The following is a 21,585-nucleotide window of genomic DNA, read 5'->3' on the forward strand; positions in this document are numbered from 1 at the left end:
TAGCCTGCCCGTATGACAGCCACGCCGGACGCTCCCCAGTGGGTCGCCGACCTCATGGCCACGTTCGGAGCCCCGGGCGCGGGCCTCGCCGTCGCGCTGGAGAACCTCTTCCCGCCGCTGCCGAGCGAGGTGATCCTGCCGCTCGCGGGGTTCGCGGCGAGCACCGGGCAGATGAGCCTGCTCGCCGCGCTGCTCTGGACCACGGTCGGCTCGGTCGTCGGCGCACTCGCGCTGTACGGGATCGGCGCGCTGCTCGGCCGCGACCGCACCGTCGCCCTTGCCGCCCGGCTGCCGCTGGTCAAGGTCGCGGACATCGAGAAGACCGAGGCGTGGTTCCTGCGGCACGGCACGAAGGCGGTGTTCTTCGGCCGGATGATCCCCGTCTTCCGCAGCCTGATCTCCGTACCGGCCGGCGTCGAACGCATGCCCCTGCCCGTCTTCCTCGGCCTCACCACCCTCGGCAGCGCCCTCTGGAACACCGCTTTCGTGTTCGCGGGCTACCTGCTGGGCGACAACTGGTCCGAGGTCACGACCCTCGTCTCCGCGTACTCGAAGGTCGTGCTGGCCGCGGCGGCGGTCGCCCTGCTCGCCTTCGTCACGGTACGAATCAAACGCCCCCGCACGAAAACGCGCCCCACAGGGGCGCGGGGAACTGCGCGACAAGCCACAACGGCGCCGCAGCCCCCCGACAACCCCCAACAGCGCGCTACCGCACCTCCCTCAGAAACTCCCGAAGGATCCGCTCCCCCGCCGCGACCCCCCGCTCGGGAAGCGCGGTAACCGTGTCGGCGTTCCACTCGGTCTCCGCCAGTTCACCGTGCCCCGGCCGCCACCCCCGATCAGCGGCGAGAAGCAAGTCAGCGTCCAGGAGAGAGTCCCCGGCCGCGAGAGCAAGACGCGCCCCGGTGCGGCGAGCGACTTCGCGCATGGCCGCGCTCTTGGTGAGCGGCTTCGGCACGGCGTAGATCTTGCGGCCCTGGAGGGAGACCGTCCAGCCCCGGTTCTCCGCCCAGACGGCGAGTTCCTTCACCCATTCCTCGGGCAGCAGTTCGCGCTCGACGACGAGGTAGGCGAAGAAGTCCTCGGCGACCCGGTGCTTGCGCGCCCAGAGCGGGTCGGCGGTGGCGGCGAGGTGTTCCCGGACCTCGTCCAGGGACGCGCACTCGTCCGCGAGCCGGGCCTGCACCCGGTCGTGCCAGTCCTCGTCGGCGACGCCGTCGACGAGGATGTGCCCGCCGTTCGCGCAGATCGCGTACTTCGGCGCCGGGCCCGGCAGGTTGATGCGCAGGTACTGCTTACGGGTCCGGGTCGTCGTCGGCACGAAGACGGCCTCGTCACCCAGCTCGGTGAGCAGTCCGGCGGCGGTCTCCGTCATGTACGACAGCGGCCGGCTCTCGTGCACCTCGACGCAGAGCAGCCGGGGCGCACGGGCGTCCGGCATGGTCAGCGCGAGGGCGGCGGCGGAGTAGATGAGCGTGCGGTCGAGATCGCTGGCGACCAGCACGGGCCCCGTTACGGAGTTCTGCACGACACTCATACCGACACCGCCTTGCCGTCGGCGCCGGTCGCGCCCCGCGTGTACTTGGGGTGGATCAACCCGACGCAGGTGTACGGGAGGTCGGCCACCTCCTCGACCGGTACGCCCCGCTGCTCGGCGAGCAGGCGGACGTGGTCGAGGTCGGCGCCCGCTCCGGCGCGGGCCAGGATCTTCCAGGGGACGCGGCGCAGCAGGACCCGGGTGGTCTCGCCGACGCCGGGCTTGACGAGGTTCACGTCGTTGATCTCGTACTCCTCGCTGATGCGCTCGACTGCCGCCCAGCCCTCCCAGGTCGGGGAACGGTCGGCGGCGAGCAGTTCCTTGACCGAGGTGTCGACGGCGTCCGCGACCTCGGGGAAGCGGGCGGAGACGGCGTCGAGGAAGTCGACGGAGACGTCCGCGCCGGCGAGTTCGCGGTAGAACTTGGCGCCGTGGAAGTCGTTGGGGCCGACGAGGTCCGCGCGCAGGACGGTCCGTGAAATGAGCCCGGACACCGTCGAGTTGAGGCAGGCGGAGGGGATGAGGAAGTCCTCGCGGGTGCCGTACGTACGGACACACGAGCCCGGGTCGGCCAGTACCGCGATCTCCGGGTCGAAGCCCGCGATGCCGTCGGACGCCTCGAACTCCTCGATGGCGTCGGCGAGTTCGCGGGTGATGGCGCCCTTGCCGGTCCAGCCGTCGACGAACACGACGTCGGCGGGGTCGTGGTGGGCGGCCAGCCAGCGCAGCGCGTTGGCGTCGATGCCCCGGCCCCGGACGATCGACACGGCGTAGTGGGGCAGTTCGAGCCCGTGCCGGTGCTTGGCCCAGCGACGCATCAGCGCACCGACCGGAGTCCCCGCGCGGGCAAGCGACACGAGCACCGGACGTGGTGAACGCTCCGCGAGCACCAACTCCGTCACCGCGCCCACCGCTTGGGCGATGCGGGCGGCGGAGGTGTCGAGGGCCGCGCGGAACAGCTCCTGGTACTGGTCGCTGGGCTGGTACTCGACCGGCAGCGACTCGGCGTAGTGGGCGCCGCCCGCCTGGATGGCCTCCTCGCGCTCCTCGGTGGGCGCCTCCAGGCTGACGTCCGAGAGATCCTGCAGCAGCCAGCCGACCTCGTCCGGTGGATACGAGGAGAACGCGGGTCCGCGGAGGGGCTCGGGAAGCATGGCGGGCCTTTCGGGAACGTGCGGGAGTGCGGGTACGTACGAGGGGACGACGGCGAGCACGACGTTCGGCGTGTGTGCGGCGAGCGTGGCCAACAGCCCGTCGGGGGCGTGCAGTTCGGGTGTGTCGGCGGCGGAGTCCACGACCGCGACGACGGCGTCGAAGCCGGCGCCCGCCACGTTGTAGGCGTAGCGCTCGCCGGGGCCGTCGGCCGGGTCGTCGTGGGCCGGGAAGACGAGGCGGCTGCGGATCGCGTACCCCGGGTCGTCCACGGCGAGGACGGGCGAACGCGTGGTCGTCGAGTAACGGACCTCGGCCCCTGCCACCACCTGCTCCAGCTCGCGGGCGAGGCGCAGCGGGGCGTACATCAGCTCCTCGAACCCGAGGACGAGGACGCGCCCGCGCCGGGCCGGGTCGGGCAGCGCGTCGGCGACCCGGGCGGCCATGGCGGGCAGCGCGCCCTCCAGCCGTATTCGGTGCCCCGGCGTGAACCCGTGCCGTCCGCCGTCCGGCAGCCGGACGGGCCAGCGCAGATCGACTCGGGTGAATTGGTTGTTTGGCGGCTGCGGGGCAGTGGGGGCTGGTCGCGCCCGCGCGGCGGTAGCCGCAAATTCAACAGAGCCCCGCGCCCCTAGGTCGGTCTCGTACCGCTCGACTAGTTCTTGCCCCTTTTCCAGCACACCCTCCGGGAGGCGAACCGTTCCGTTCGCCGTGCTGACCAGGTCGACGCGGGCGCCGATCTCGTCCGCGAGCTCGTCCAGGCGGCCGGCGTCGGCGGCGGAGCGCATGTCGACGAGGGCGACGATGACGTACCGCTCGCGCGGGTAGCGCTCGTGCAGGGCGCGGATGGTGTTCAGGACGGTGTTGCCGGTGGAGAACTCGTCGTCGACGAGGACCAGCGGGCCGGGGCCGGCCAGCAGCGCGGGGTTCTCCGGGAGGAGCAGGTGGGAGGTGGCGTGCGAGTGGGCCTCCTCGAAGCCGCCCGCCCGGGCGACGCCGTCGACGGGGCGCCGGGTGGAGTGGAGGTAGGGCGCGAGGCCCACGCCGTCGGCGACGCAGTGGCCGAGCCCGGTGGCCGTCTCCGCGTATCCGAGGACGACGGCGCGCCGGGACTCGTCGGCGCCGAGCAGCTCGCGGACCCGCTTGCCCAGGGCGAAGCCGTGCCCGTAGACGACGGCCGGGGACTGCGGGACGTGCTTGCCGAGCACGTTCGACACCAGCAGGTGCGCCCGCTTGGGGTTGCGCCGCAGGGCGAGACCGAGCAGCTCCCGCAGCTCGCCGTCGCCGACCAGCTCGACCCCGAGCCGCTCGGCGACCCAGGTCCCGGACCAGACCCCGTTGTTCACAGCGTTGTTCATGCGTCCCTATGTGTGTTCGTCGGGGGTGTCATGTGAGCAGTACCGACAGTCGGAGATGGAGATCAGTCGGGGATACCGGCGGTGAGCAGTTCCACGAAGCCGATGTCCTCGTTGGCGACGCCGAAGACCTCGGCGCGCAGCAGGGTCCGCGCGGCCCAGGCGCGGTGCGGCTTCACCTCGTTCATCTTGTTCGTGTACGCCGACCGCAGGACGCCTCCGCCGCCGCGCTCGGGCCGCAGGATGTCCTGGGCGTCGCTGAACTCCTCGTGGCTGACCACGGACAGGGCGTGCACGGGCAGCACGTGCGAGGGGTGGATGCAGGTCTTGCCGAGCAGACCGTTGGCCTGGTCGAGTGATATCTCGCGGAGCAGCCCGTCCATGGCGTGCTCGATGAGCTTCTCGCGCAGTTCCTCGGCCTGGCCCTCCAGGAAGGGGCTGCGGCGCAGCTGCGGCTTGAACATGCGCTCCTGGACCCGGAAGTACTCCCAGACGGGCCCGGTGACGGTGAACCCGGTCCCGTCGGCCCTCCCCAGCATGTTGACGACGTCGGCGATGACGGAGGCGACGACATGGACGTCGTACGCGGTCATGTCGGGGGCTCTGCGCAGTCCGTACGAGGAGCAGAAGTCGGTGACGCCGAGGCGCAGGGCGAGGACGCGGTCGCGGTACTTGTCGACGGCGCGGGAGATGCCCTCCAGCGTCTCTACGCGCGTCTCCCGGTACATCAGCTCGGGGGATTCGAGCACCGGCATGCCGAACAGACGGTGCCCGCTGGCGGCCTCAGCGGCGGCGAGGGCCTCCAGGAACGGCATTCCGCGTTCCTCGGTGAACTTCGGCATCACGAACCCGGACAGCAGCCGGGCGGCGGGCCCGAGGCGGCGTACGAGGTCGGGGATCTGTTCGGGTGTACGGACCCGGATGAACAGCAGCGGCAGCCCGGTGGCGGCGTCGGGGCGCTCGGCCAGCACGCCGAACTCCCGCACCAGGTTCTCCTCGGCGTCCTCGACCTCCGAGTCGTCGATCGAGTCCTCCAGGCACAGCACCATCGAGACGACACCGCGGGAGACCTGCTTGACGATGGCGTCGGCGAGGCGCGGGCGGGTGGCCGGGCTGTACAGCGTGGCCCCCAGGGCCGCGGAGAGCAGCCTGGCCGGGGAGTCGGCGGTGAACTCGCACGGCTCCTGGTGGAACAGGCGCCGCCGTACCTCAGGAGCGATGTGCCCGAAATGACGCATGAATCTCCCCCGGGGCAGCGGGACTGCCGGTCGAGTGTCGTTGGGTGGCCGGTAATAGTACGTAGGGATCCATGTCGGGGGTTCCCACTGGGAATGAAGTTCAGGTAACGCGGACAAGCACGGACAATCACAGTACGACGGCGAACACTCTCGATACGACCGCGGAACCGGTGCCCCCGCGTTGTCGTGACCAGGACCGAGAGGGCAGGATGACCGCATGACGCACGCGATGCTGAAGGGGTCGAACGTCCCGCTCGAAGCCACGACGGTGCGCGCCGTGCTGCGCTGGACGCCCGGGCAGGGGATTCCGGATGTCGACGCCTCGGCGCTGCTCCTCGGCCCCGACGGTCGTGTGCGCTCCGACGAGGACTTCGTCTTCTACAACCAGCCCCGCCACCCCTCGGGCAAGGTCTGGCGGCTCGGCAAGAAACGGGTGGCCGAGGGCCTGACCGACACGATCCAGACCGACCTGACCGGTGTCGAGTCCGGAGTCGGACAGATTCTGCTGGTCGCCTCGGCGGACGGCGTCGCTTTCGACCGCGTACGGACCCTGCGCATCCTGCTGTACGACGGCACGGTCACCGACGGTGAACCGCTGGCGTACTTCGACGTCAAGCCGGAGACGGGCGAGGAAACGGCTCTGATCTGCGGCGAGCTGTACCGGCGCGGCGACGGCTGGAAGTTCCGCGCGCTGGGCGAGGGCTATTCGAACGGCCTGGAGGGCCTGGCGACGGACTTCGGTATCTCGGTGGAGGACCAGCCGCTCTCGCAGCCCTTCCCCGACACGACGCCCGCCACGACGACCGACCCCTCGGCGGCGACAACGACGGTCCACCAACCGGACCAGCCCCAACAGGCCGCCGCCCTCCCGCCCCAGCCGGCCTACGGCTACCCCCAGCCCACCAGCGCCCCGGCCTACGGCTACCCCCAACCGGTAGGCGCCTCCCCGGACCCGGACTTCCGCTTCCCGCCCCAAGGCCCCCAGTTCATCGGACGCTAAGCGCTCCGCGGGATATGCGGTTCGTTTGCCGCGGGCCGGTGGGGGCTGGTCGCGCAGTTCCCCGCGCCCCTTCGGGGCGCGGGTTGCGCACCCAACTTCACCAGGACCGCTTAGAACAAGCGCGCCCCATAGGGGCGCTGGGCTGTGTCGTTGTGCGGCTCCGCCGCGGGGCGCGACAAGCCACAACGAGCCCGCACCCGCCACGAAACAGAACCCCCCGAGCTCTTAGGCAACGCACCGCACCAGAGCGTCACCGCTCCGCCTTCGACTTGTACCCCCTGCCCCACTGCAAGCCCCACCCGTACAACCGATCAAGCTCCGCCTGGAAGCCATACACGAACTTCACTTCCCGTCGGACGATCAGTTCGTTCTTGACGTTCTCGATCATCACCACCGCACAGGACCGAGCCTGCGAATGCCGCTCGTCGAGACCTATCTCGATCCGCGGACCGTTGCTCGGGTAAAGGGTGACGATCGCATGAGTCCGGTCGAACGCCGGCGTCTGATCGTAGATGTACACGAACACCAGCAGCCGCTTGATCTCGTCCCGGTGGTCGAGGTTGACGTACGCCGTCTCACCGGACGCCGACCCGAACCGGTCGTCCCCGCTCAGCTTGACGTACGGCGGCGCGTTCGTGTCGCCGAGGAACCCGCCCAGGGGCTGTACGACGCCCTTCGTGCCGTCGGCCAGCTCGTACAGGATGCCCAGGTCGAGGTCGACGTTCACCATGCTCTGGGTGTGCCCCTGGACCTCCTCCGGCTTCAGCGCCTGGAAGGGGTGTCGCCACAGGCTCTGGCGCTTGGGGCCGCCGATGTCCGACGTACGCATCCGCCAGGACAGGTTGATGCGCAGATGGCCGGTCGCGGCGCCCTGCTTGGTGAGCGAGACCCGCTGGTGCCGCTTGGTCAGCTCGATGGAGTTGCTCGCGGAGCTGCCGGTGTCGAAGTCCGTCGTACCGCCGCGCCGCAGGTCGTCCCAGAAACTCATTCCGTCCCCACCCGTCCCACCCGTCAAGCCCCCGCGCATCCGTAACGGCCGTCAAAGCCGCGGGGCGGCCGACGAGGACGATTCCTCGTAGCCGCCCCGCTCAGAGCGTTCCTCACACCGGAGGTTGTCACACCCCGGACGAGACCTCAGTCTTCTCGTCCGAGCCCGATGCTTTTCCCTCTGCCGCTGCCAGCGCCCTGTTGCGGCGCACCGAGGACCAGAAGGACCAGGCGATCAGGATGACGCCCACGGAGCCGGTGATGACCTCGTGGATCTCGTACTGGATGGTGACGAGCAGGATGGCGGCGAGGGCGCCGATCGCGTAGTGCGCGCCGTGCTCCAGGTAGACGTAGTCGTCGAGGGTGCCCTGGCGGACGAGGTAGACCGTGAGCGACCGGACGTACATGGCGCCGATACCGAGGCCCAGGGCCATCAGCACGATGTCGTTCGTGACGGCGAAGGCGCCGATCACACCGTCGAAGGAGAAGGACGCGTCCAGTACTTCGAGGTACAGGAACATGAAGAACGCGGCTTGGCCGGCGAGAACGATGGCCGGCTTCTTCTTGCCGGTCCGCTCGGCCTCTTCCTCCGCTTCGTGCTCGCGTTCCTCCTCTTCCTCGAGTTTGCCCTCGAAGTAGCCGGAGAGTCCGCCGACGATCATGTACGTGATCAGACCGGCGATGCCGGAGATGAGAACCGTCTGCGCCTTGTCGACGTGCGCCCCGCCGTGCTGGTGGGCGTTGGTCGCGAAGGTCATCGCGGAGATCATGAGCACGATCAGGGCGATGCAGACAGACAGCATGTCGATCTTGCCGAGCTTGGCGAGCGGGCGCTCCAGCCACCCGAGCCACTTGATGTCACGGTCCTCGAAGATGAAGTCGAGGAAGATCATCAGCAGGAACATGCCACCGAAGGCGGCGATCGACGGGTGAGCGTCGGTGACCAGCTCCTGGTAACGGTCCTTGTTGTTGAGCGCGAGGTCGACCGCGTCGATCGGGCCGACCTTGGCGCTGATGGCGACGATGACGACCGGGAAGACGAGTCGCATACCGAAGACGGCGATGAGGATGCCGATGGTGAGGAAGATCTTCTGCCAGAAGGCACTCATCTTCTTCAGGATTCCGGCGTTGACCACCGCGTTGTCGAAGGACAGCGAGATCTCGAGGATGGAGAGGATCGCCACGACTCCGAAGCCGGTCCACCCCCCGTAGAAGACCGCCGCGACCAGGCCGAGCGCGGTTACCGCGAACGACCAGCCGAAGGTTTTCAGAATCACTGGCTACCCAATCGTGTGTTTACGGGTCTCCCCCGCTGCCGTACTCGGCTTTACGAAACGTTGACTCCGAAGTCTAGAGCGATGCCCCGGAGACCTGACGCGTACCCCTGCCCTACTGCACGGAACTTCCACTCGCCCTGGTAGCGGTACAGCTCCCCGAAGATCATCGCCGTCTCCGTGGAGGCGTCCTCGGAGAGGTCGTAGCGGGCCAGTTCCTGGCCGTCGGCCTGGTTGACGACCCGGATGAAGGCATTGCTGACCTGGCCGAAGGTCTGTCCCCGGTTGTCCGCGTCGTGGATCGACACCGGGAAGATGATCTTGTCGCAGTTGGCCGGCACCTTGGGGAGGTCGACGATCAGCGACTCGTCGTCGCCGTCACCCTCACCGGTGAGGTTGTCGCCGGTGTGCTCGACCGAGCCGTCGGGGCTGGTGAGCTGGTTGTAGAAGACGAACCACTCGTCGCCCAGTACCCGTCCGCCCCCGCACAGCAGTGCGCTGGCGTCGAGGTCGAACGGTGCGCCGGTGGTGGAACGCGCGTCCCAGCCGAGCCCGATCAGTACCTGGGTGAGGTTCGGTGCGGCTTTGGAGAGGGAGACATTGCCTCCCTTGGCAAGCGTGACGCCCATGTTGCTGGTCCTCCCCGAGGTGAAGCCTTGCGGTCACGGAACAGGTCTGCCGAGCGCGTCCGGCGCCGCACTGTGCAGTGCGGCGCCGGACGGGCAGGGCAGGCGGGAGCCCGGCTCAGACGTTCACGCCGAAGTCCTGCGCGATACCGCGCAGGCCCGACGCGTACCCCTGGCCGATGGCGCGGAACTTCCACTCCGCGCCGTGCCGGTACAGCTCGCCGAAGACCATCGCGGTCTCCGTCGAGGCGTCCTCGGAGAGGTCGTAGCGCGCGAGCTCCGCCTCGCCGGCCTGGTTCACGACGCGGATGAACGCGTTGCGGACCTGGCCGAAGGACTGCTGGCGGTTCTCGGCGTCGTAGATCGAGACCGGGAACACGATCTTGTCGATGTCGGCCGGGACCGCCGCGAGGTTGACCTTGATCTGCTCGTCGTCGCCCTCGCCCTCACCGGTGGTGTTGTCGCCGGTGTGCTCGACCGAGCCGTCCGGGCTCTTGAGGTTGTTGAAGAACACGAAGTTGGCGTCGCTGCTGACCTTGCCGTCCGTGTTGGTCAGGATGGCGCTGGCGTCAAGGTCGAAGTCGGTACCGGTGGTGGTACGGATGTCCCACCCCAGACCGATGATGACCGCGGTAAGGCCGGGGGCCTCCTTGGTCAGCGATACGTTGCCGCCCTTGCTGAGGCTGACTCCCACGAGTCCTCCATTGGTGTCCAGGGGCGGTGTGCCCCGCCGTGCGTCGGTATCGGATCAACGTGTCGATCCTAGTGACGGGTTCCCGTCCCACGCAGGGCCTGGAACCGAGAAAACAGCATCACAGGGTGTCGAGCGCCGTCACGTACTCGTTCAGGTCGCGCGCGTCCGGCAGCCCGTTGACGACGGTCCACCGCACGACGCCCTCCTTGTCGATGACGAAGGTCCCGCGCACCGCGCAACCCTTGTCCTCGTCGAAGACGCCGTACGCGCGCGAAATGTTGCCGTGCGGCCAGAAGTCGGACAGGAGGGGGTACTCGAAGCTCTCCTGCTCGGCGAAGACGCGCAGGGTGTGGATGGAGTCGTTGGAGACGGCGAGCAGCTGCGTGTCGCGGTCGGTGAACCTCGGCAGGTTGTCCCGCAGGTCGCACAGTTCGCCGGTGCACACGCCGGTGAAGGCGAAGGGGTAGAAGAGGAGCACCACGTTCTTCGCACCGCGGAAGTCCGACAGCCGCACGGTGGCGCCGTGGTTGTCCTTGAGTTCGAAGTCCGGGGCCTTGTCGCCGACCTCGATCGCCATGATCCTGCATCCCTTCGATGGGCCGTTCGGGTGAGAACACCCTAGTGAGCAACCACCGACGGTCGTATGTCCGGCCCGTGCGGAGATCCCCCCTCCGGGGGAGTTTTCGGGCGAGGCCGTTCGGCCGAAGCGGGGGTCCGGGGGCGGCAGCCCCTGGGTGGACACCCGCTTCGGCCGACGGTCACTTCCTAACTCACTTCTTGGACTTCGCTGTCTTGGGCGTCGCCAGACGGCTCCCACTCCAGTCCTTGCCCACGCTGACGCTCTTCGTCGCCGACAGACCCGCCGTCGTCGCGGCTTCAGAGATGTCGCTCGGCTCCACGTAGCCGTCACGGCCCGTCTTGGGCGTGAGGAGCAGAATCGCGCCGCCTTCTTCGATGTACGTGGTGGCATCCACCAACGTATCGGTCAGGTCGCCGTCGTCGTCGCGGAACCACAGCACCACGGCATCTGCGACGTCGTCGTACTCCTCGTCCACGAGATCACTGCCGATGACTTCCTCAATGGCCTCGCGGAGCTCCTGGTCGACGTCGTCGTCGAAGCCGATCTCCTGGACCACCTGCTCGGGCTGGAACCCCAGCCTTGCGGCAGGGTTAGTCCGCTCCTCCGCGTGGTCCGCGGTCGCGCTCACGGGTTGCCTCCTGATCATGTTCGAGAAATGTCCAGCCACGCGCGTGCGCGAAGCATTGGCCGTAGTCCACACGGGCAGGGCGGATCGCGCAAGTACCCGGCCGTTCAGACCGCCGAAACGGTGACGATCCTGGCGGTGTCGCCGCAACTTCAGACAGCGGTTCCCGGGAACAAGTGACGCACGCCACACCATTCTGCCCGCTTTGCGGTTTTGCTGCTCCCGAGTGACTCCCGAACCTCTCACACATGCGTGCGAGATCCGAATCGCTTTACGGAACACGTCACGGACTGGGCGTATCGTTGCGATTTGGCTGCGGTCACGCCCGGCCCGGAGACCTCCTTTGGGGCTACCTCTGAGTAGAGGTGACGTACCCGGCCTCGGGGTACACGATGGGGACCAGTGCATTCGCAGCCCCGGGGCAGGCCCACAGTGTGTCCCGGATCAAGCCCTCCGAGAGCGAAGGAACAGCGTGGCTTCCGGATCAGATCGCAATCCGATCATCATTGGTGGCCTTCCGAGTCAGGTTCCTGACTTCGATCCCGAAGAGACCCAGGAATGGCTCGACTCCCTCGACGCCGCCGTCGACGAGCGCGGCCGGGAGCGGGCCCGGTATCTGATGCTGCGGCTGATCGAGCGAGCCCGCGAGAAGCGCGTGGCCGTGCCCGAGATGCGGAGCACGGACTACGTCAACACGATCGCGACGAAGGACGAGCCCTTCTTCCCCGGCAACGAGGAGATCGAGCGCCGCATCCTCAACGCGACCCGCTGGAACGCCGCCGTGATGGTGTCGCGCGCTCAGCGGCCCGGCATCGGCGTCGGCGGCCACATCGCGACCTTCGCCTCCTCCGCCTCCCTCTACGACGTGGGCTTCAACCACTTCTTCCGGGGCAAGGACGAGGGCGACGGCGGCGACCAGATCTTCTTCCAGGGCCACGCCTCCCCCGGCATCTACGCCCGCGCGTTCCTCCTCGACCGGCTCAGCGAGCAGCAGCTCGACGCGTTCCGCCAGGAGAAGTCGAAGGCGCCGTACGGGCTGTCCTCGTACCCGCACCCGCGTCTGATGCCGGACTTCTGGGAGTTCCCGACCGTCTCGATGGGCCTCGGCCCGCTCGGCGCGATCTTCCAGGCGCGGATGAACCGCTACATGGAGGCGCGCGAGATCGCGGACACCTCCAAGTCGCACGTGTGGGCGTTCCTCGGTGACGGCGAGATGGACGAGCCGGAGTCGCTCGGCCAGCTGACCATCGCCGCCCGTGAGCACCTCGACAACCTGACCTTCGTCGTGAACTGCAACCTCCAGCGCCTCGACGGACCGGTGCGCGGCAACGGCAAGGTCATCCAGGAGCTGGAGTCGGTCTTCCGGGGCGCCGGCTGGAACGTCATCAAGCTGGTGTGGGACCGCAGCTGGGACCCGCTGCTCGCGCAGGACCGGGACGGCGTGCTCGTCAACAAGATGAACACGACCCCCGACGGTCAGTTCCAGACGTACGCCACCGAGACCGGCTCGTACATCCGCGACCACTTCTTCGGTGACGACACGCGGCTGCGCGCGATGGTCGAGGGCATGACCGACGACCAGATCCTGCATCTGGGGCGCGGCGGCCACGACCACAAGAAGATCTTCGCGGCGTTCGCGGCGGCCAAGGCGCACAAGGGCCAGCCGACGGTGATCCTCGCGAAGACCGTCAAGGGCTGGACCCTCGGGCCCAACTTCGAGGGCCGCAACGCCACGCACCAGATGAAGAAGCTGACGGTGGCCGACCTCAAGGGCTTCCGCGACCGGCTCCACCTCCCCATCTCCGACAAGGAGCTGGAGAGCGGCGCGCCGCCGTACTACCACCCGGGCCGCGACTCGGAAGAGATCCAGTACATGCACGACCGCCGCAAGTCGCACGGCGGTTACGTCCCGACCCGCGTCGTCCGCGCCAAGCCGCTGACGCTGCCCGGGGAGAAGACGTACGCGAGTGTGAAGAAGGGCTCGGGTCAGCAGTCGATCGCCACGACCATGGCGTTCGTGCGGCTGCTCAAGGACCTCATGCGGGACAAGGAGATCGGCAGGCGCTTCGTGCTGATCGCGCCGGACGAGTACCGCACGTTCGGCATGGACTCGTTCTTCCCGAGCGCGAAGATCTACAACCCGCTCGGCCAGCAGTACGAGGCGGTCGACCGTGATCTGCTCCTCGCCTACAAGGAGTCGCCCACCGGCCAGATGCTGCACGACGGCATCTCGGAGGCCGGCTGCACCGCCTCGCTGATCGCCGCCGGTTCGGCGTACGCGACGCACGGCGAGCCGCTGATCCCGGTGTACGTCTTCTACTCGATGTTCGGTTTCCAGCGCACCGGCGACCAGTTCTGGCAGATGGCCGACCAGTTGGCGCGCGGTTTCGTGCTGGGTGCGACCGCCGGCCGTACGACGCTGACGGGCGAGGGGCTGCAGCACGCCGACGGCCACTCGCAGCTGCTCGCCTCGACGAACCCGGGCTGTGTGGCGTACGACCCGGCGTACTCGTACGAGATCGCGTACATCGTGCAGGACGGTCTGCGCCGGATGTACGGGCCCGACAGTGAGGACGTCTTCTACTACCTCACCGTCTACAACGAGCCGATCCAGCACCCGGCCGAGCCTACGAGCGTCGACGTCGACGGCATCCTCAAGGGCATCCACCGGGTGGGCGAGGCGACCTCGGGTTCCATCCCGGCGCAGGTCATCGCGTCCGGTGTGGCCGTCCCGTGGGCGCTGGAGGCGCAGAAGATCCTCGCCGCCGAGTGGAACGTGAAGGCGGACGTCTGGTCGGCGACCTCCTGGAACGAGCTGCGGCGCGAGGCGGTCGCGGTGGAGCAGCACAACCTGCTGCACCCGGAGGAGGAGCAGCGCGTCCCGTACGTGACGCGGAAGCTCGGTGCCGCCGAGGGACCGTTCGTGGCCGTGTCCGACTGGATGCGTTCGGTTCCGGACCAGATCTCGCGCTGGGTGCCGGGGACGTACCAGTCCCTGGGCGCGGACGGCTTCGGCTTCGCGGACACGCGGGGCGCGGCCAGGCGCCACTTCCACATCGACGCGCAGTCGATCGTGGTGGCGGTCCTGACCGAGCTGGCCAAGGAGGGCAAGGTCGACCGCTCGGTGCTGAAGCAGGCGATCGACCGCTACCAGCTGCTCGACGTGGCGGCGGCGGACCCGGGAGCCGCGGGCGGCGACGCGTAGCGCTCCGCGGGTAGTGCGGTTTTTTGTCTGCGGGTTCGGTGTGGCTGGTCGCGCAGTTCCCCGCGCCCCTATAGGAGCGCCCCTTCGGGGCCTCCTATAGGGGCGCTTCCTGGCCCTTACTAAGCGGGGCATGAAGGAACAGTCCGCGCAGGCTCGTTGGCATCGGCGTACTCAGCGGCCTCTGCTGGGGCTCGCTGTCGTGTTCGCCGTCGCCTATGCGGTGCCCATTGTTGACAACCCCGCGAGCCCGGCCGTGAAGCTGGCATGCACGATCGCGGAGTGGGTCGTGTGGGGCGCCTTCGCCGTCGACTATGTCGTGCGGGTCTCTCTCGCCGAACAGCGCCTGGAGTACGTACGACGGCACTGGCTGGACCTGTTCGCCGTGCTGCTGCCGCTGCTGCAGCCGCTCAGGCTGCTGCGGGTCGTCTCCACGCTGCTGTTGGTGGGGCGGCGGGCCCAGATGGCGTCCCAGGTGCGGCTGACGACGTATGTCGGCGGGGCCGTGGTGGGGCTGCTGATGTTCGGTTCGCTGGCCGTGCTGTCGGTGGAGCGTGCGTCGCCGGACGGGAACATCCGAACGCTGGATGACGCGCTGTGGTGGTCGTTCACGACGATGACCACGGTCGGGTACGGGGACCACGCGCCGACGACCGGCGCGGGCCGGATTCTCGCGGTCGGGCTGATGCTGTCCGGGATCGCGCTGCTCGGTCTGGTCACCGCGAACATCGCCGCGTGGTTCATCTCCCGGTTCGAGAGGGACGGCGAGAAGGAACGGGAGCAGACTGCGGCGATCAGCGCGCTGACGGACGAGGTGCGGGCGCTGCGGGCGGAGCTGTCCGCGTTGACCGTCACGAGGGACCGGGTGGGCGAGGAGCAGCCTCTTTAGGGAGCAGCCTCTTCAGGGCGGTCAGAAGAAGCCGTTGCCCGGGGTCGAGGTGCCCGCCAGCCACATGAGGGCCAGGAGGGTGTCGATCGCGCCCAGGACCACGGCCACCAGGGGCGGTATCGGGTACGGGCCCCTCCAGCTGCGGCCCATCGCCAGCCAGCCGCAGACGATCGCCACGGGGCCCAGGACGATGCCGAGGGCGAAGAAGCCCGCGACGGCGCAGATGAGGCCGATGATGCCCAGCGTCGCGCTGTCCGGTGCGGAGCGCTGCCAGGTCCTGGTGCGTGAGCCGGGGTGCCTGCGGGTGGGGTGCTGCCGTCCGAAGGCCGCCATCTTTCATCAACTCCCTGGAATGTGTCCGTAGTTCGGGGTCGATGAGGCGGGTACCCCCGTCGCGGGTTTCTAGCCACCCGGCGGGCCCGTCGGCGCGCTGTCCCCCTCCGGCAGCGCGCCGCGGCCCGGCGGTCCTCCCATGTCGTAACGACCATGTCGTGCGGAGGACTTGACTAACTGTGACCTGTCCCGTGTCCCGAAGGGGAGGAATCTTTAGCGGAGTCACCCTGATGAGCGAACCCCGCCCCACGGGGCGTAGATATATGCGGGATATATGCGCCTCAGATGTGCGCCGCGCCCGCGCCCGCTTCCGCGTTCTCGCCACGCTTCGTCAGAAGCGCGACCAGGACGGCGACCACGGCGACGCCGGCCGCGACCAGCGAGGCCAGGCTCATGCCGGAGATGAAGGTGTCGTGGGCGACCTTCGTGATCTGGGCGACGACCGTCTCCGGTGTGCCCGGCGCCACCGGGGGCACGCCGACCTGGACCGCTTCCGAGGCCTGGGCCTGCTGCTCCGGGGTGAGCTGCGGGAGTCCCGCGTCCGCCCAGTTGCCCGCGAGGTCGTTGTCGACCTTGGACGCCATGACCGCGCCCAGGACCGCCGTACCGAGGCTGCCGCCGATCTGCATCGCGGCCTGCTGGAGGCCGCCGGCGACACCGGAGAGCTCCATCGGGGCGTTGCCGACGATGACCTCCGTCGCGCCGACCATGACCGGCGCGAGGCCGAGGCCGAGCATGGCGAACCAGAGCGACATGATGCCGCTGCCGGTGTCCGTCTCCAGCGTGGACATGCCGTACATGGCGATCGCGACGCACGCCATACCGCCCGCGAGCGGGATGCGCGGACCGGTCTTGCTGATCATGGCGCCCGCGAGGGGGGAGCCGACGATCATCATCCCGGTGAGCGGGAGCAGGTGCAGCCCGGCGTCGATCGGGCTCATACCGTGCACGTTCTGGAGGTAGAAGGTGACGAAGAACAGGCCGCCCATGAAGGCGATGGCCATCAGGACCATCAGCACCACGCCCGCCGACAGCGGGACCGAGCGGAACAGGTTGAGCGGGATCAGCGGCTCCTTGACCTTCTGCTCCCAGAAGGCGAAGAACGCGAAGCCCGCCACCGACACCACCAGGAAAAGCCAGGTCTTTCCGTCGCCCCAGCCCCACGCCGGCGCCTTGATGAGCGCCCACACCAGGCAGAACATCGCACCGGAGAGCAGGGCGATGCCCAGGATGTCGAAGGACCGCGGGGCGTTCTCCGCGCGGTGGTCGACCAGGATCACCAGGCCGATGACGAGGGCCAGGATGCCCACCGGCACGTTGATGAAGAACACCGACTGCCAGCTGACGTGCTCGACGAGCAGTCCGCCGAGGATCGGGCCGCCCGCGGTGGAGGCGCCGATGACCATGCCCCAGATGCCGATGGCCATGTTCAGCTTCTCGGCGGGGAACGTGGCCCGCAGCAGGCCGAGCGCGGCCGGCATCAGCAGCGCGCCGAACAGCCCCTGGAGCACCCGGAAGACGACCACCAGGGCGATACTGCTGGACAGTCCGATGGCCGCCGAGGCCGCCGCGAAGCCGACGATGCCGATGAGGAAGGTCTGCCGGTGCCCGAACCGGTCGCCGAGCTTGCCCGCGGTGATCAGCGTGACCGCGAGCGCGAGGAAGTAACCGTTGGTGATCCACTGGACGTCCGCGAAACTCGCGCCCAGGTCCTTCTGGATGGCCGGGTTGGCGATGGCCACGATGGTGCCGTCGAGGGCCACCATCATGACCCCGACGGCCACGGATATCAGGGTCAGCCACGGATGGCCGCGCAGCCCCTTTACGGGCGTGGGGTCCGCCGGGGCGGCCGGGTCGATAGTGGTCTGGCTAGTCATGCGTTCGAGGCTAATGACAGCCACTGACAATTGACAAACCAGTTCACAAGTCGGTAACTGACACGTCACTCACCGAGAAGAACGAAGAGGCCTGATCGTCATGAGCGCTGCCGAAACCGAGGTGGGTCCGGGGTCCGGCACCGGCCTGCGCGAGCGCAAGAAGCAGCGCACCCGGGACGCGCTGGTGCGCGCCGCCCTCGTCCTGTTCACCACCAAGGGGTACGAGCACACGACCGTCGACGAGATCGCCGAGGCCGTCGAGGTCTCGCAGCGCACCTTCTTCCGCTACTTCGCCGGCAAGGAGGACGCCGCCTTCGCCGTGCACCGCATCGCGGAGACCCGCTTCATCGAGGCGGTACGCGAACGCCCGCCCCACGAGGCCCCGCTGGAGGCGCTGCGGCAGGCGGTACTGGAGGGCTGGCACAGCATCAACGAGGCCGTGGAGTCCGTCGTACCGGCGGAGTTGCAGATGCGCATGTACCACGTGATCGAGTCGACGCCGGTGCTTCTCGCCGCACACATGCGCCGCTCCGTCGAGATGGAGGAGGCGGTGGCGCGGGTCGTCGCCGAGCGCGAGGGCGTCGACGTGGACAGCGACCTCCGGCCGCGGGTCGTGGTGGCGCTGTTCGGCGGGCTGATGCGGCTGACGGAACGGCGGTGGGGTCTGGGTTCGGACATGAGCGTGACGGCGATGCGCGAACTGACCAGCACGTTCCTCGACGCCATGGGGCCGGCGCTGGCCGGGAACTGGCGTACGGAACAGCGGTGACACCCTGTACGAGGGGGCTCACGAAGTCGTACATAGAGGGCCGGTTACCGAAACGTGATCCCCGTCACTCGGTTAACGCGAGACCCTCTCGTTCTCCTAGTGTGTCCTTTCAGTGACTTCCTTCGACGCCTCCCCGCAACTGAACGCCTGGCGTGCACTGCTCGCGCTGGCCGTGGTCTTCGTGATGCTCGCGACGACCGGCTGGACCGCGATCCGCAGCCAACGCACGCCCTCGCCGCTCCAGGCGTCGCTCTCCGCGTGGGAGGACGGACGGATAGGCGGCCACGCGCTGCCCGACCCGGACGGAACGCCCGCCAGGCTGGCGCGGTTCTTCACCTCGCTGACCGCCCACCAGCGCGACCGGCTCGTCCGGCGCTACCCGCTGGCCGTCGGCAACATGAACGGCGCGCCCGTCGTGCTGCGCTATCGCGCCAACCGCATCGCGCTCCACACGGCCCGCGAGACCGAGCGGGTGCGCATGCACGACAGCCGGCTGTCGCCCGTCGGACAGCACGAGGCGGGGCGCAGGATGCACCGCTTCGACGCGCTGCTGGAGAGCGGACGCCAGATCCTGGCCTTCGACCCGGAGGGGTCGGGCCGGATCGCCGAGGTCTTCGGCGACCTGGACAAGGCACAGCGCGTCTCGGTCGTCGTACCGGGAGTCGACACCGACCTCCTCACCTTCCAGCGCACCAACCGCAAGTACTCGGCGCCCGTCGGCATGGCCTCGGCGCTGTACCTCGCGGAGTGGGAGGCGAGCCCCACGACCCGTACGGCCGTGATCGCCTGGGCCGACTACACCGCGCCCGCCGGGATCGGCATGGACGCGGCGACGTCGATGCGCGCCCAGTCCGGGGCGCATCGGCTGAACGCGCTGGTGCGCGGCCTGCCCGGCCGGGCGCCGGTCGCGCTGTACTGCCACAGCTACGGCTCGGTGGTGTGCGGGGTCGCCGCGCACCAACTGCCGCGCCGGGTGAGTGACATCGCGGTGGCCGGCAGCCCCGGCATGCGGGTCGAGAACTCCGCTCAACTGCACACCTCCGCCCGGGTGTGGGCGATGCGGGACGCCGACGACTGGATCCAGGACGTGCCGTATCTGGAGGTCGGCGGCCTCGGGCACGGCGCCGATCCGGTGTCGTCGGCCTTCGGCGCGCGGGTGCTGTCCGCGCGGGGCGCGAAGGGACACGGTGGCTATTTCGAGCCGGGTACGGAGAGTCTGCACAACTTCGCCGAGATCGGCGTCGGCGCGTACGGCGAGGTGCTGTGCGCGCAGCAGGATCGCAAGGATGACGCGTGCGTAGAGGGTTTGTCCGCCGGGACGGCGGCCGGACGCGCGTAGAGGACGCAGAAATCACGGTGTGCCCGGGGAGGGGACTATGAAGCTCGCGCCGCATACGATGAGCCGCATGGGTGACGTACTGGCCGGATTTCATGCCGCCTGGGAGTTCGAGTCCGACTCCGTGCTCATCCGCTTCGAACGGGGTATCCGCACGCCGAAGCTCTTCCAGGCGCTCGGCGAACGCCGTATCCCGCTGGGGGCGATCGCGGGTGTGACGCTGACCCGGGGCAAGCGCGGGACGGTGGTGCTGCACGCCGAACCCCGGCCGGGCGCCGACCCGTTGATGGAGGCGGCCGACGGCCAGCTGAAGGACGGCTGCGATCCGTACCGGCTGGTGCTGCCGGCCGAGCGGGAGGTGCTCGCGGAGTACTACGCCGATGAGTTGCGGGCTCGGGTGGCCGAGCTCGGTGTCGCCGACAGGGGGCCGGCGGAAAGGTTTCTTGTCGACGCGCCCAGTGTGCCGCGGGCGTTCAAGGCGTACGACGCGAAGGCGTCCTTCGACGGGCGGGCGGTGTCCTTCCGGTGGTTCTGGACGGGCGCGTCGTCGGCGAAGTGGAAGGCCGGCGACCAGACGTTCCCGGTCGCCGACCTGACGGGCGTCGAGTGGCGCTCCCCCGAGGTGTTCGAGGGGCATCTGCGGTTGCTACGGGCGGCTCCGCCGGTTGCGCAGGCCGATCAGGATCCGGCGGCGGTGGTGTTCGGGCTGGGATACGGGCCTGTGCATGAGTCGTTGCCGTTCGCGGCGGCGGTGTTGGCGGCGGTTCGCTCCGCGGGTGGGGCGGCTGCGGTTCAGTTGAACTCCGGGCGGCGTGATCCTGGGGAGGTTGCTGAACGGATTCGGCATCTTGGGGAGTTGCATGAGGCGGGGTTGGTTACGGATGAGGAGTTTTCGGTGAAGAAGGCTGAGTTGTTGGCGGAGTTGTAGCGCCTATTGGGGTGGGGGGTTCGGTGCGTTGGCGGGTGCGGGTTGTGGGTGGCTTGTCGCGCAGTTCCCCGCGCCCCTAAAAGCAGCAGTTGCCGTGCCGCTCAAAGAGCACCCCTCGTTCCTAGAGCGCTTCCCGGCTCGCTGATGCGAAGGTCATGTCGGGGTAGCGGGTGCCTGCGACCTTTGGGGCGATCGGGTCCAGTTGGGCGAGGTCCTTCTCGGTGAGGACGATCCGGGTCGCTGCTGTGTTTTCCTGGATCCTTGTGCGCGTGCGGGTGCCCGGGATCGGGATGACCGGGAGGTCGTGGAGGGTGGCCTGTTGGTGTACCCAGGCCAGGGCGATCTGGCCGAGGGAGGCGCCGTGGGACTCGGCGACGGCTCGGACGGGGGCCAACAGCGCGGCGTTCTCGGTGGCGTTGGTGCCCGTGAAGCGGGGCTGGGTGCGGCGGAAGTCGCCCTCCGTCAGATCCTGGTCGGCGTTGGTGAAGGAGCCGGTCAGGAAGCCTCGGCCCAGGGGGGAGTACGGGACCAGGGTGACGCCCAGTTCGCGGGCCGCCGGGACTACGCCCGCCTCGATGTCCCGGCTGAAGAGGGACCACTCCGACTGGACGGCGGCGATCGGGTGCACGGCCTGGGCCGCGCGCAGCTCGCGGCCCGTGACCTCACTGAGGCCCAGCTGTTTGACCTTGCCCTCGCGCACCAGGTCGGCCATCACACCGACGGTGTCCTCGATGGGGACGTTCACATCGCGCCGGTGCATGTAGTAGAGGTCGATGACGTCGAGGTCGAGGTTCCTGAGGCTGGCCTCGATCGCCTGGCGGATGTAGGCAGGGTCGTTGCGGATGACGCGCGGGCCCGAGATGCCCGCCGGCATCGACAGGGCGAACTTCGTCGCGACGACGACCTCGTCACGGTGGGCCTTGAAGAACGGGGACAGGAAACGTTCGTTCTCCCCGTCGCCGTAGGCGTCCGCCGTGTCGTAGAGGGTCACGCCGAGTTCGAGTGCGCGTTCCAGCGTGGCGCGGGCCTCGTCGGCGTCCGTGGGGCCGTACGCGATGCTCATGCCCATGCAGCCGAGGCCTTGTACGCCGACCTCGGGGCCGCCGGTGCCGAGCGGTGCCGTACCGAGCCTGCTGCTGTCGTCGTTCGCCATCGAATTCGTCGGATTCGTCGGACTCATCGC

General features: G+C 68.8%; 19 protein-coding genes. 7 read left to right on the forward strand and 12 right to left on the reverse strand.

What is annotated here, in order from left to right; translation table 11 throughout:
* Positions 1-12 precede the first annotated feature (12 nt).
* Entirely contained in the window at positions 13-780 is a 768-nt protein-coding gene (locus ACH4TV_RS03110; RefSeq protein WP_398393636.1) for a DedA family protein, read from the forward strand.
* Here the strand turns inward: ACH4TV_RS03110 and ACH4TV_RS03115 are convergent.
* From ACH4TV_RS03115 to ACH4TV_RS03125, 3 genes are all read right to left on the reverse strand, one after another.
* Positions 707-1,537 carry an HAD family hydrolase gene (locus tag ACH4TV_RS03115; RefSeq protein ID WP_398393637.1) on the reverse strand — a complete coding sequence of 277 codons (831 nt, stop codon included), beginning with the start codon at positions 1,535-1,537 and terminating at the stop codon, positions 707-709. The two genes, ACH4TV_RS03110 and ACH4TV_RS03115, sit on opposite strands and share 74 nt — an antisense overlap.
* Positions 1,534-4,047, reverse strand: a complete 2,514-nt coding sequence (locus ACH4TV_RS03120; RefSeq protein ID WP_398393639.1) for a phosphoribosyltransferase — start codon at positions 4,045-4,047, stop codon at positions 1,534-1,536. The genes ACH4TV_RS03115 and ACH4TV_RS03120 overlap by 4 nt, the downstream gene beginning before the upstream one ends.
* 62 nt (positions 4,048-4,109) lie before the next feature.
* Positions 4,110-5,282 (reverse strand): HpcH/HpaI aldolase/citrate lyase family protein, encoded by a 1,173-nt coding sequence (locus tag ACH4TV_RS03125; RefSeq protein ID WP_398393641.1) that lies wholly within the window; start codon positions 5,280-5,282, stop codon positions 4,110-4,112.
* 217 nt (positions 5,283-5,499) lie between these two features.
* Between ACH4TV_RS03125 and ACH4TV_RS03130 the strand changes: the two genes are divergently transcribed.
* On the forward strand, positions 5,500-6,282 hold the full coding sequence (locus ACH4TV_RS03130) for a TerD family protein (RefSeq protein WP_398393643.1): 783 nt from the start codon (positions 5,500-5,502) through the stop codon (positions 6,280-6,282).
* Positions 6,283-6,532: 250 nt separating this feature from the next.
* On the opposite strand, the gene ACH4TV_RS03135 is transcribed toward ACH4TV_RS03130, so the two are convergent.
* The 6 genes from ACH4TV_RS03135 to ACH4TV_RS03160 all read right to left on the reverse strand — a co-directional run bounded on the left by ACH4TV_RS03135 (position 6,533) and on the right by ACH4TV_RS03160 (position 11,071).
* A complete protein-coding gene (locus tag ACH4TV_RS03135) occupies positions 6,533-7,270 on the reverse strand; it encodes a Tellurium resistance (protein WP_398393645.1) in 738 nt (245 codons plus the stop codon).
* A 127-nt stretch (positions 7,271-7,397) separates the two neighbouring features.
* Positions 7,398-8,546, reverse strand: coding sequence for a DUF475 domain-containing protein (locus ACH4TV_RS03140; protein WP_398393647.1), 1,149 nt, complete (start codon positions 8,544-8,546; stop codon positions 7,398-7,400).
* A gap of 50 nt (positions 8,547-8,596) precedes the next feature.
* Positions 8,597-9,172: a TerD family protein gene (locus ACH4TV_RS03145; protein WP_398393649.1), complete on the reverse strand. Its 576-nt coding sequence runs from the start codon at positions 9,170-9,172 to the stop codon at positions 8,597-8,599.
* 115 nt (positions 9,173-9,287) lie between these two features.
* Positions 9,288-9,863, reverse strand: coding sequence for a TerD family protein (locus ACH4TV_RS03150; RefSeq protein ID WP_398393651.1), 576 nt, complete (start codon positions 9,861-9,863; stop codon positions 9,288-9,290).
* Between the two features lie 118 nt (positions 9,864-9,981).
* Positions 9,982-10,440 carry a peroxiredoxin gene (locus ACH4TV_RS03155; protein ID WP_398393653.1) on the reverse strand — a complete coding sequence of 153 codons (459 nt, stop codon included), beginning with the start codon at positions 10,438-10,440 and terminating at the stop codon, positions 9,982-9,984.
* 193 nt (positions 10,441-10,633) lie between these two features.
* Positions 10,634-11,071 (reverse strand): DUF3052 domain-containing protein, encoded by a 438-nt coding sequence (locus tag ACH4TV_RS03160; protein ID WP_398393655.1) that lies wholly within the window; start codon positions 11,069-11,071, stop codon positions 10,634-10,636.
* Between the two features lie 469 nt (positions 11,072-11,540).
* On the opposite strand from ACH4TV_RS03160, the gene aceE reads away from it, so the two are divergent.
* On the forward strand, positions 11,541-14,273 hold the full coding sequence (gene aceE, locus ACH4TV_RS03165) for a pyruvate dehydrogenase (acetyl-transferring), homodimeric type (RefSeq protein ID WP_398393657.1): 2,733 nt from the start codon (positions 11,541-11,543) through the stop codon (positions 14,271-14,273).
* Positions 14,274-14,403: 130 nt separating this feature from the next.
* Positions 14,404-15,159, forward strand: a complete 756-nt coding sequence (locus tag ACH4TV_RS03170; RefSeq protein ID WP_398393659.1) for a potassium channel family protein — start codon at positions 14,404-14,406, stop codon at positions 15,157-15,159.
* 21 nt (positions 15,160-15,180) lie between these two features.
* Here ACH4TV_RS03170 and ACH4TV_RS03175 read toward each other — a convergent pair whose 3' ends face one another.
* Positions 15,181-15,492: a small hydrophobic protein gene (locus ACH4TV_RS03175; RefSeq protein ID WP_398393661.1), complete on the reverse strand. Its 312-nt coding sequence runs from the start codon at positions 15,490-15,492 to the stop codon at positions 15,181-15,183.
* Positions 15,493-15,773: 281 nt separating this feature from the next.
* Positions 15,774-17,369, reverse strand: a complete 1,596-nt coding sequence (locus ACH4TV_RS03180; RefSeq protein WP_398393663.1) for an MFS transporter — start codon at positions 17,367-17,369, stop codon at positions 15,774-15,776.
* 100 nt (positions 17,370-17,469) lie between these two features.
* Here ACH4TV_RS03180 and ACH4TV_RS03185 point away from each other — a divergent pair, with 100 nt between their 5' ends.
* From ACH4TV_RS03185 to ACH4TV_RS03195, 3 genes are all read left to right on the forward strand, one after another.
* Positions 17,470-18,138, forward strand: coding sequence for a TetR family transcriptional regulator (locus ACH4TV_RS03185; RefSeq protein ID WP_398393665.1), 669 nt, complete (start codon positions 17,470-17,472; stop codon positions 18,136-18,138).
* A 112-nt stretch (positions 18,139-18,250) separates the two neighbouring features.
* Positions 18,251-19,477 carry an alpha/beta hydrolase gene (locus ACH4TV_RS03190; RefSeq protein WP_398393667.1) on the forward strand — a complete coding sequence of 409 codons (1,227 nt, stop codon included), beginning with the start codon at positions 18,251-18,253 and terminating at the stop codon, positions 19,475-19,477.
* Positions 19,478-19,535: 58 nt separating this feature from the next.
* Entirely contained in the window at positions 19,536-20,402 is an 867-nt protein-coding gene (locus tag ACH4TV_RS03195) for a DUF4429 domain-containing protein (RefSeq protein ID WP_398395327.1), read from the forward strand.
* Positions 20,403-20,523: 121 nt separating this feature from the next.
* Here the strand turns inward: ACH4TV_RS03195 and ACH4TV_RS03200 are convergent, their stop codons facing one another.
* On the reverse strand, positions 20,524-21,582 hold the full coding sequence (locus ACH4TV_RS03200; protein WP_398393669.1) for an aldo/keto reductase: 1,059 nt from the start codon (positions 21,580-21,582) through the stop codon (positions 20,524-20,526).
* Positions 21,583-21,585: the final 3 nt, after the last annotated feature.

The sequence above is a fragment of the Streptomyces sp. NPDC020898 genome (genome assembly GCF_044333925.1).
In the GTDB taxonomy this organism is placed as follows: Bacteria; Actinomycetota; Actinomycetes; order Streptomycetales; family Streptomycetaceae; genus Streptomyces.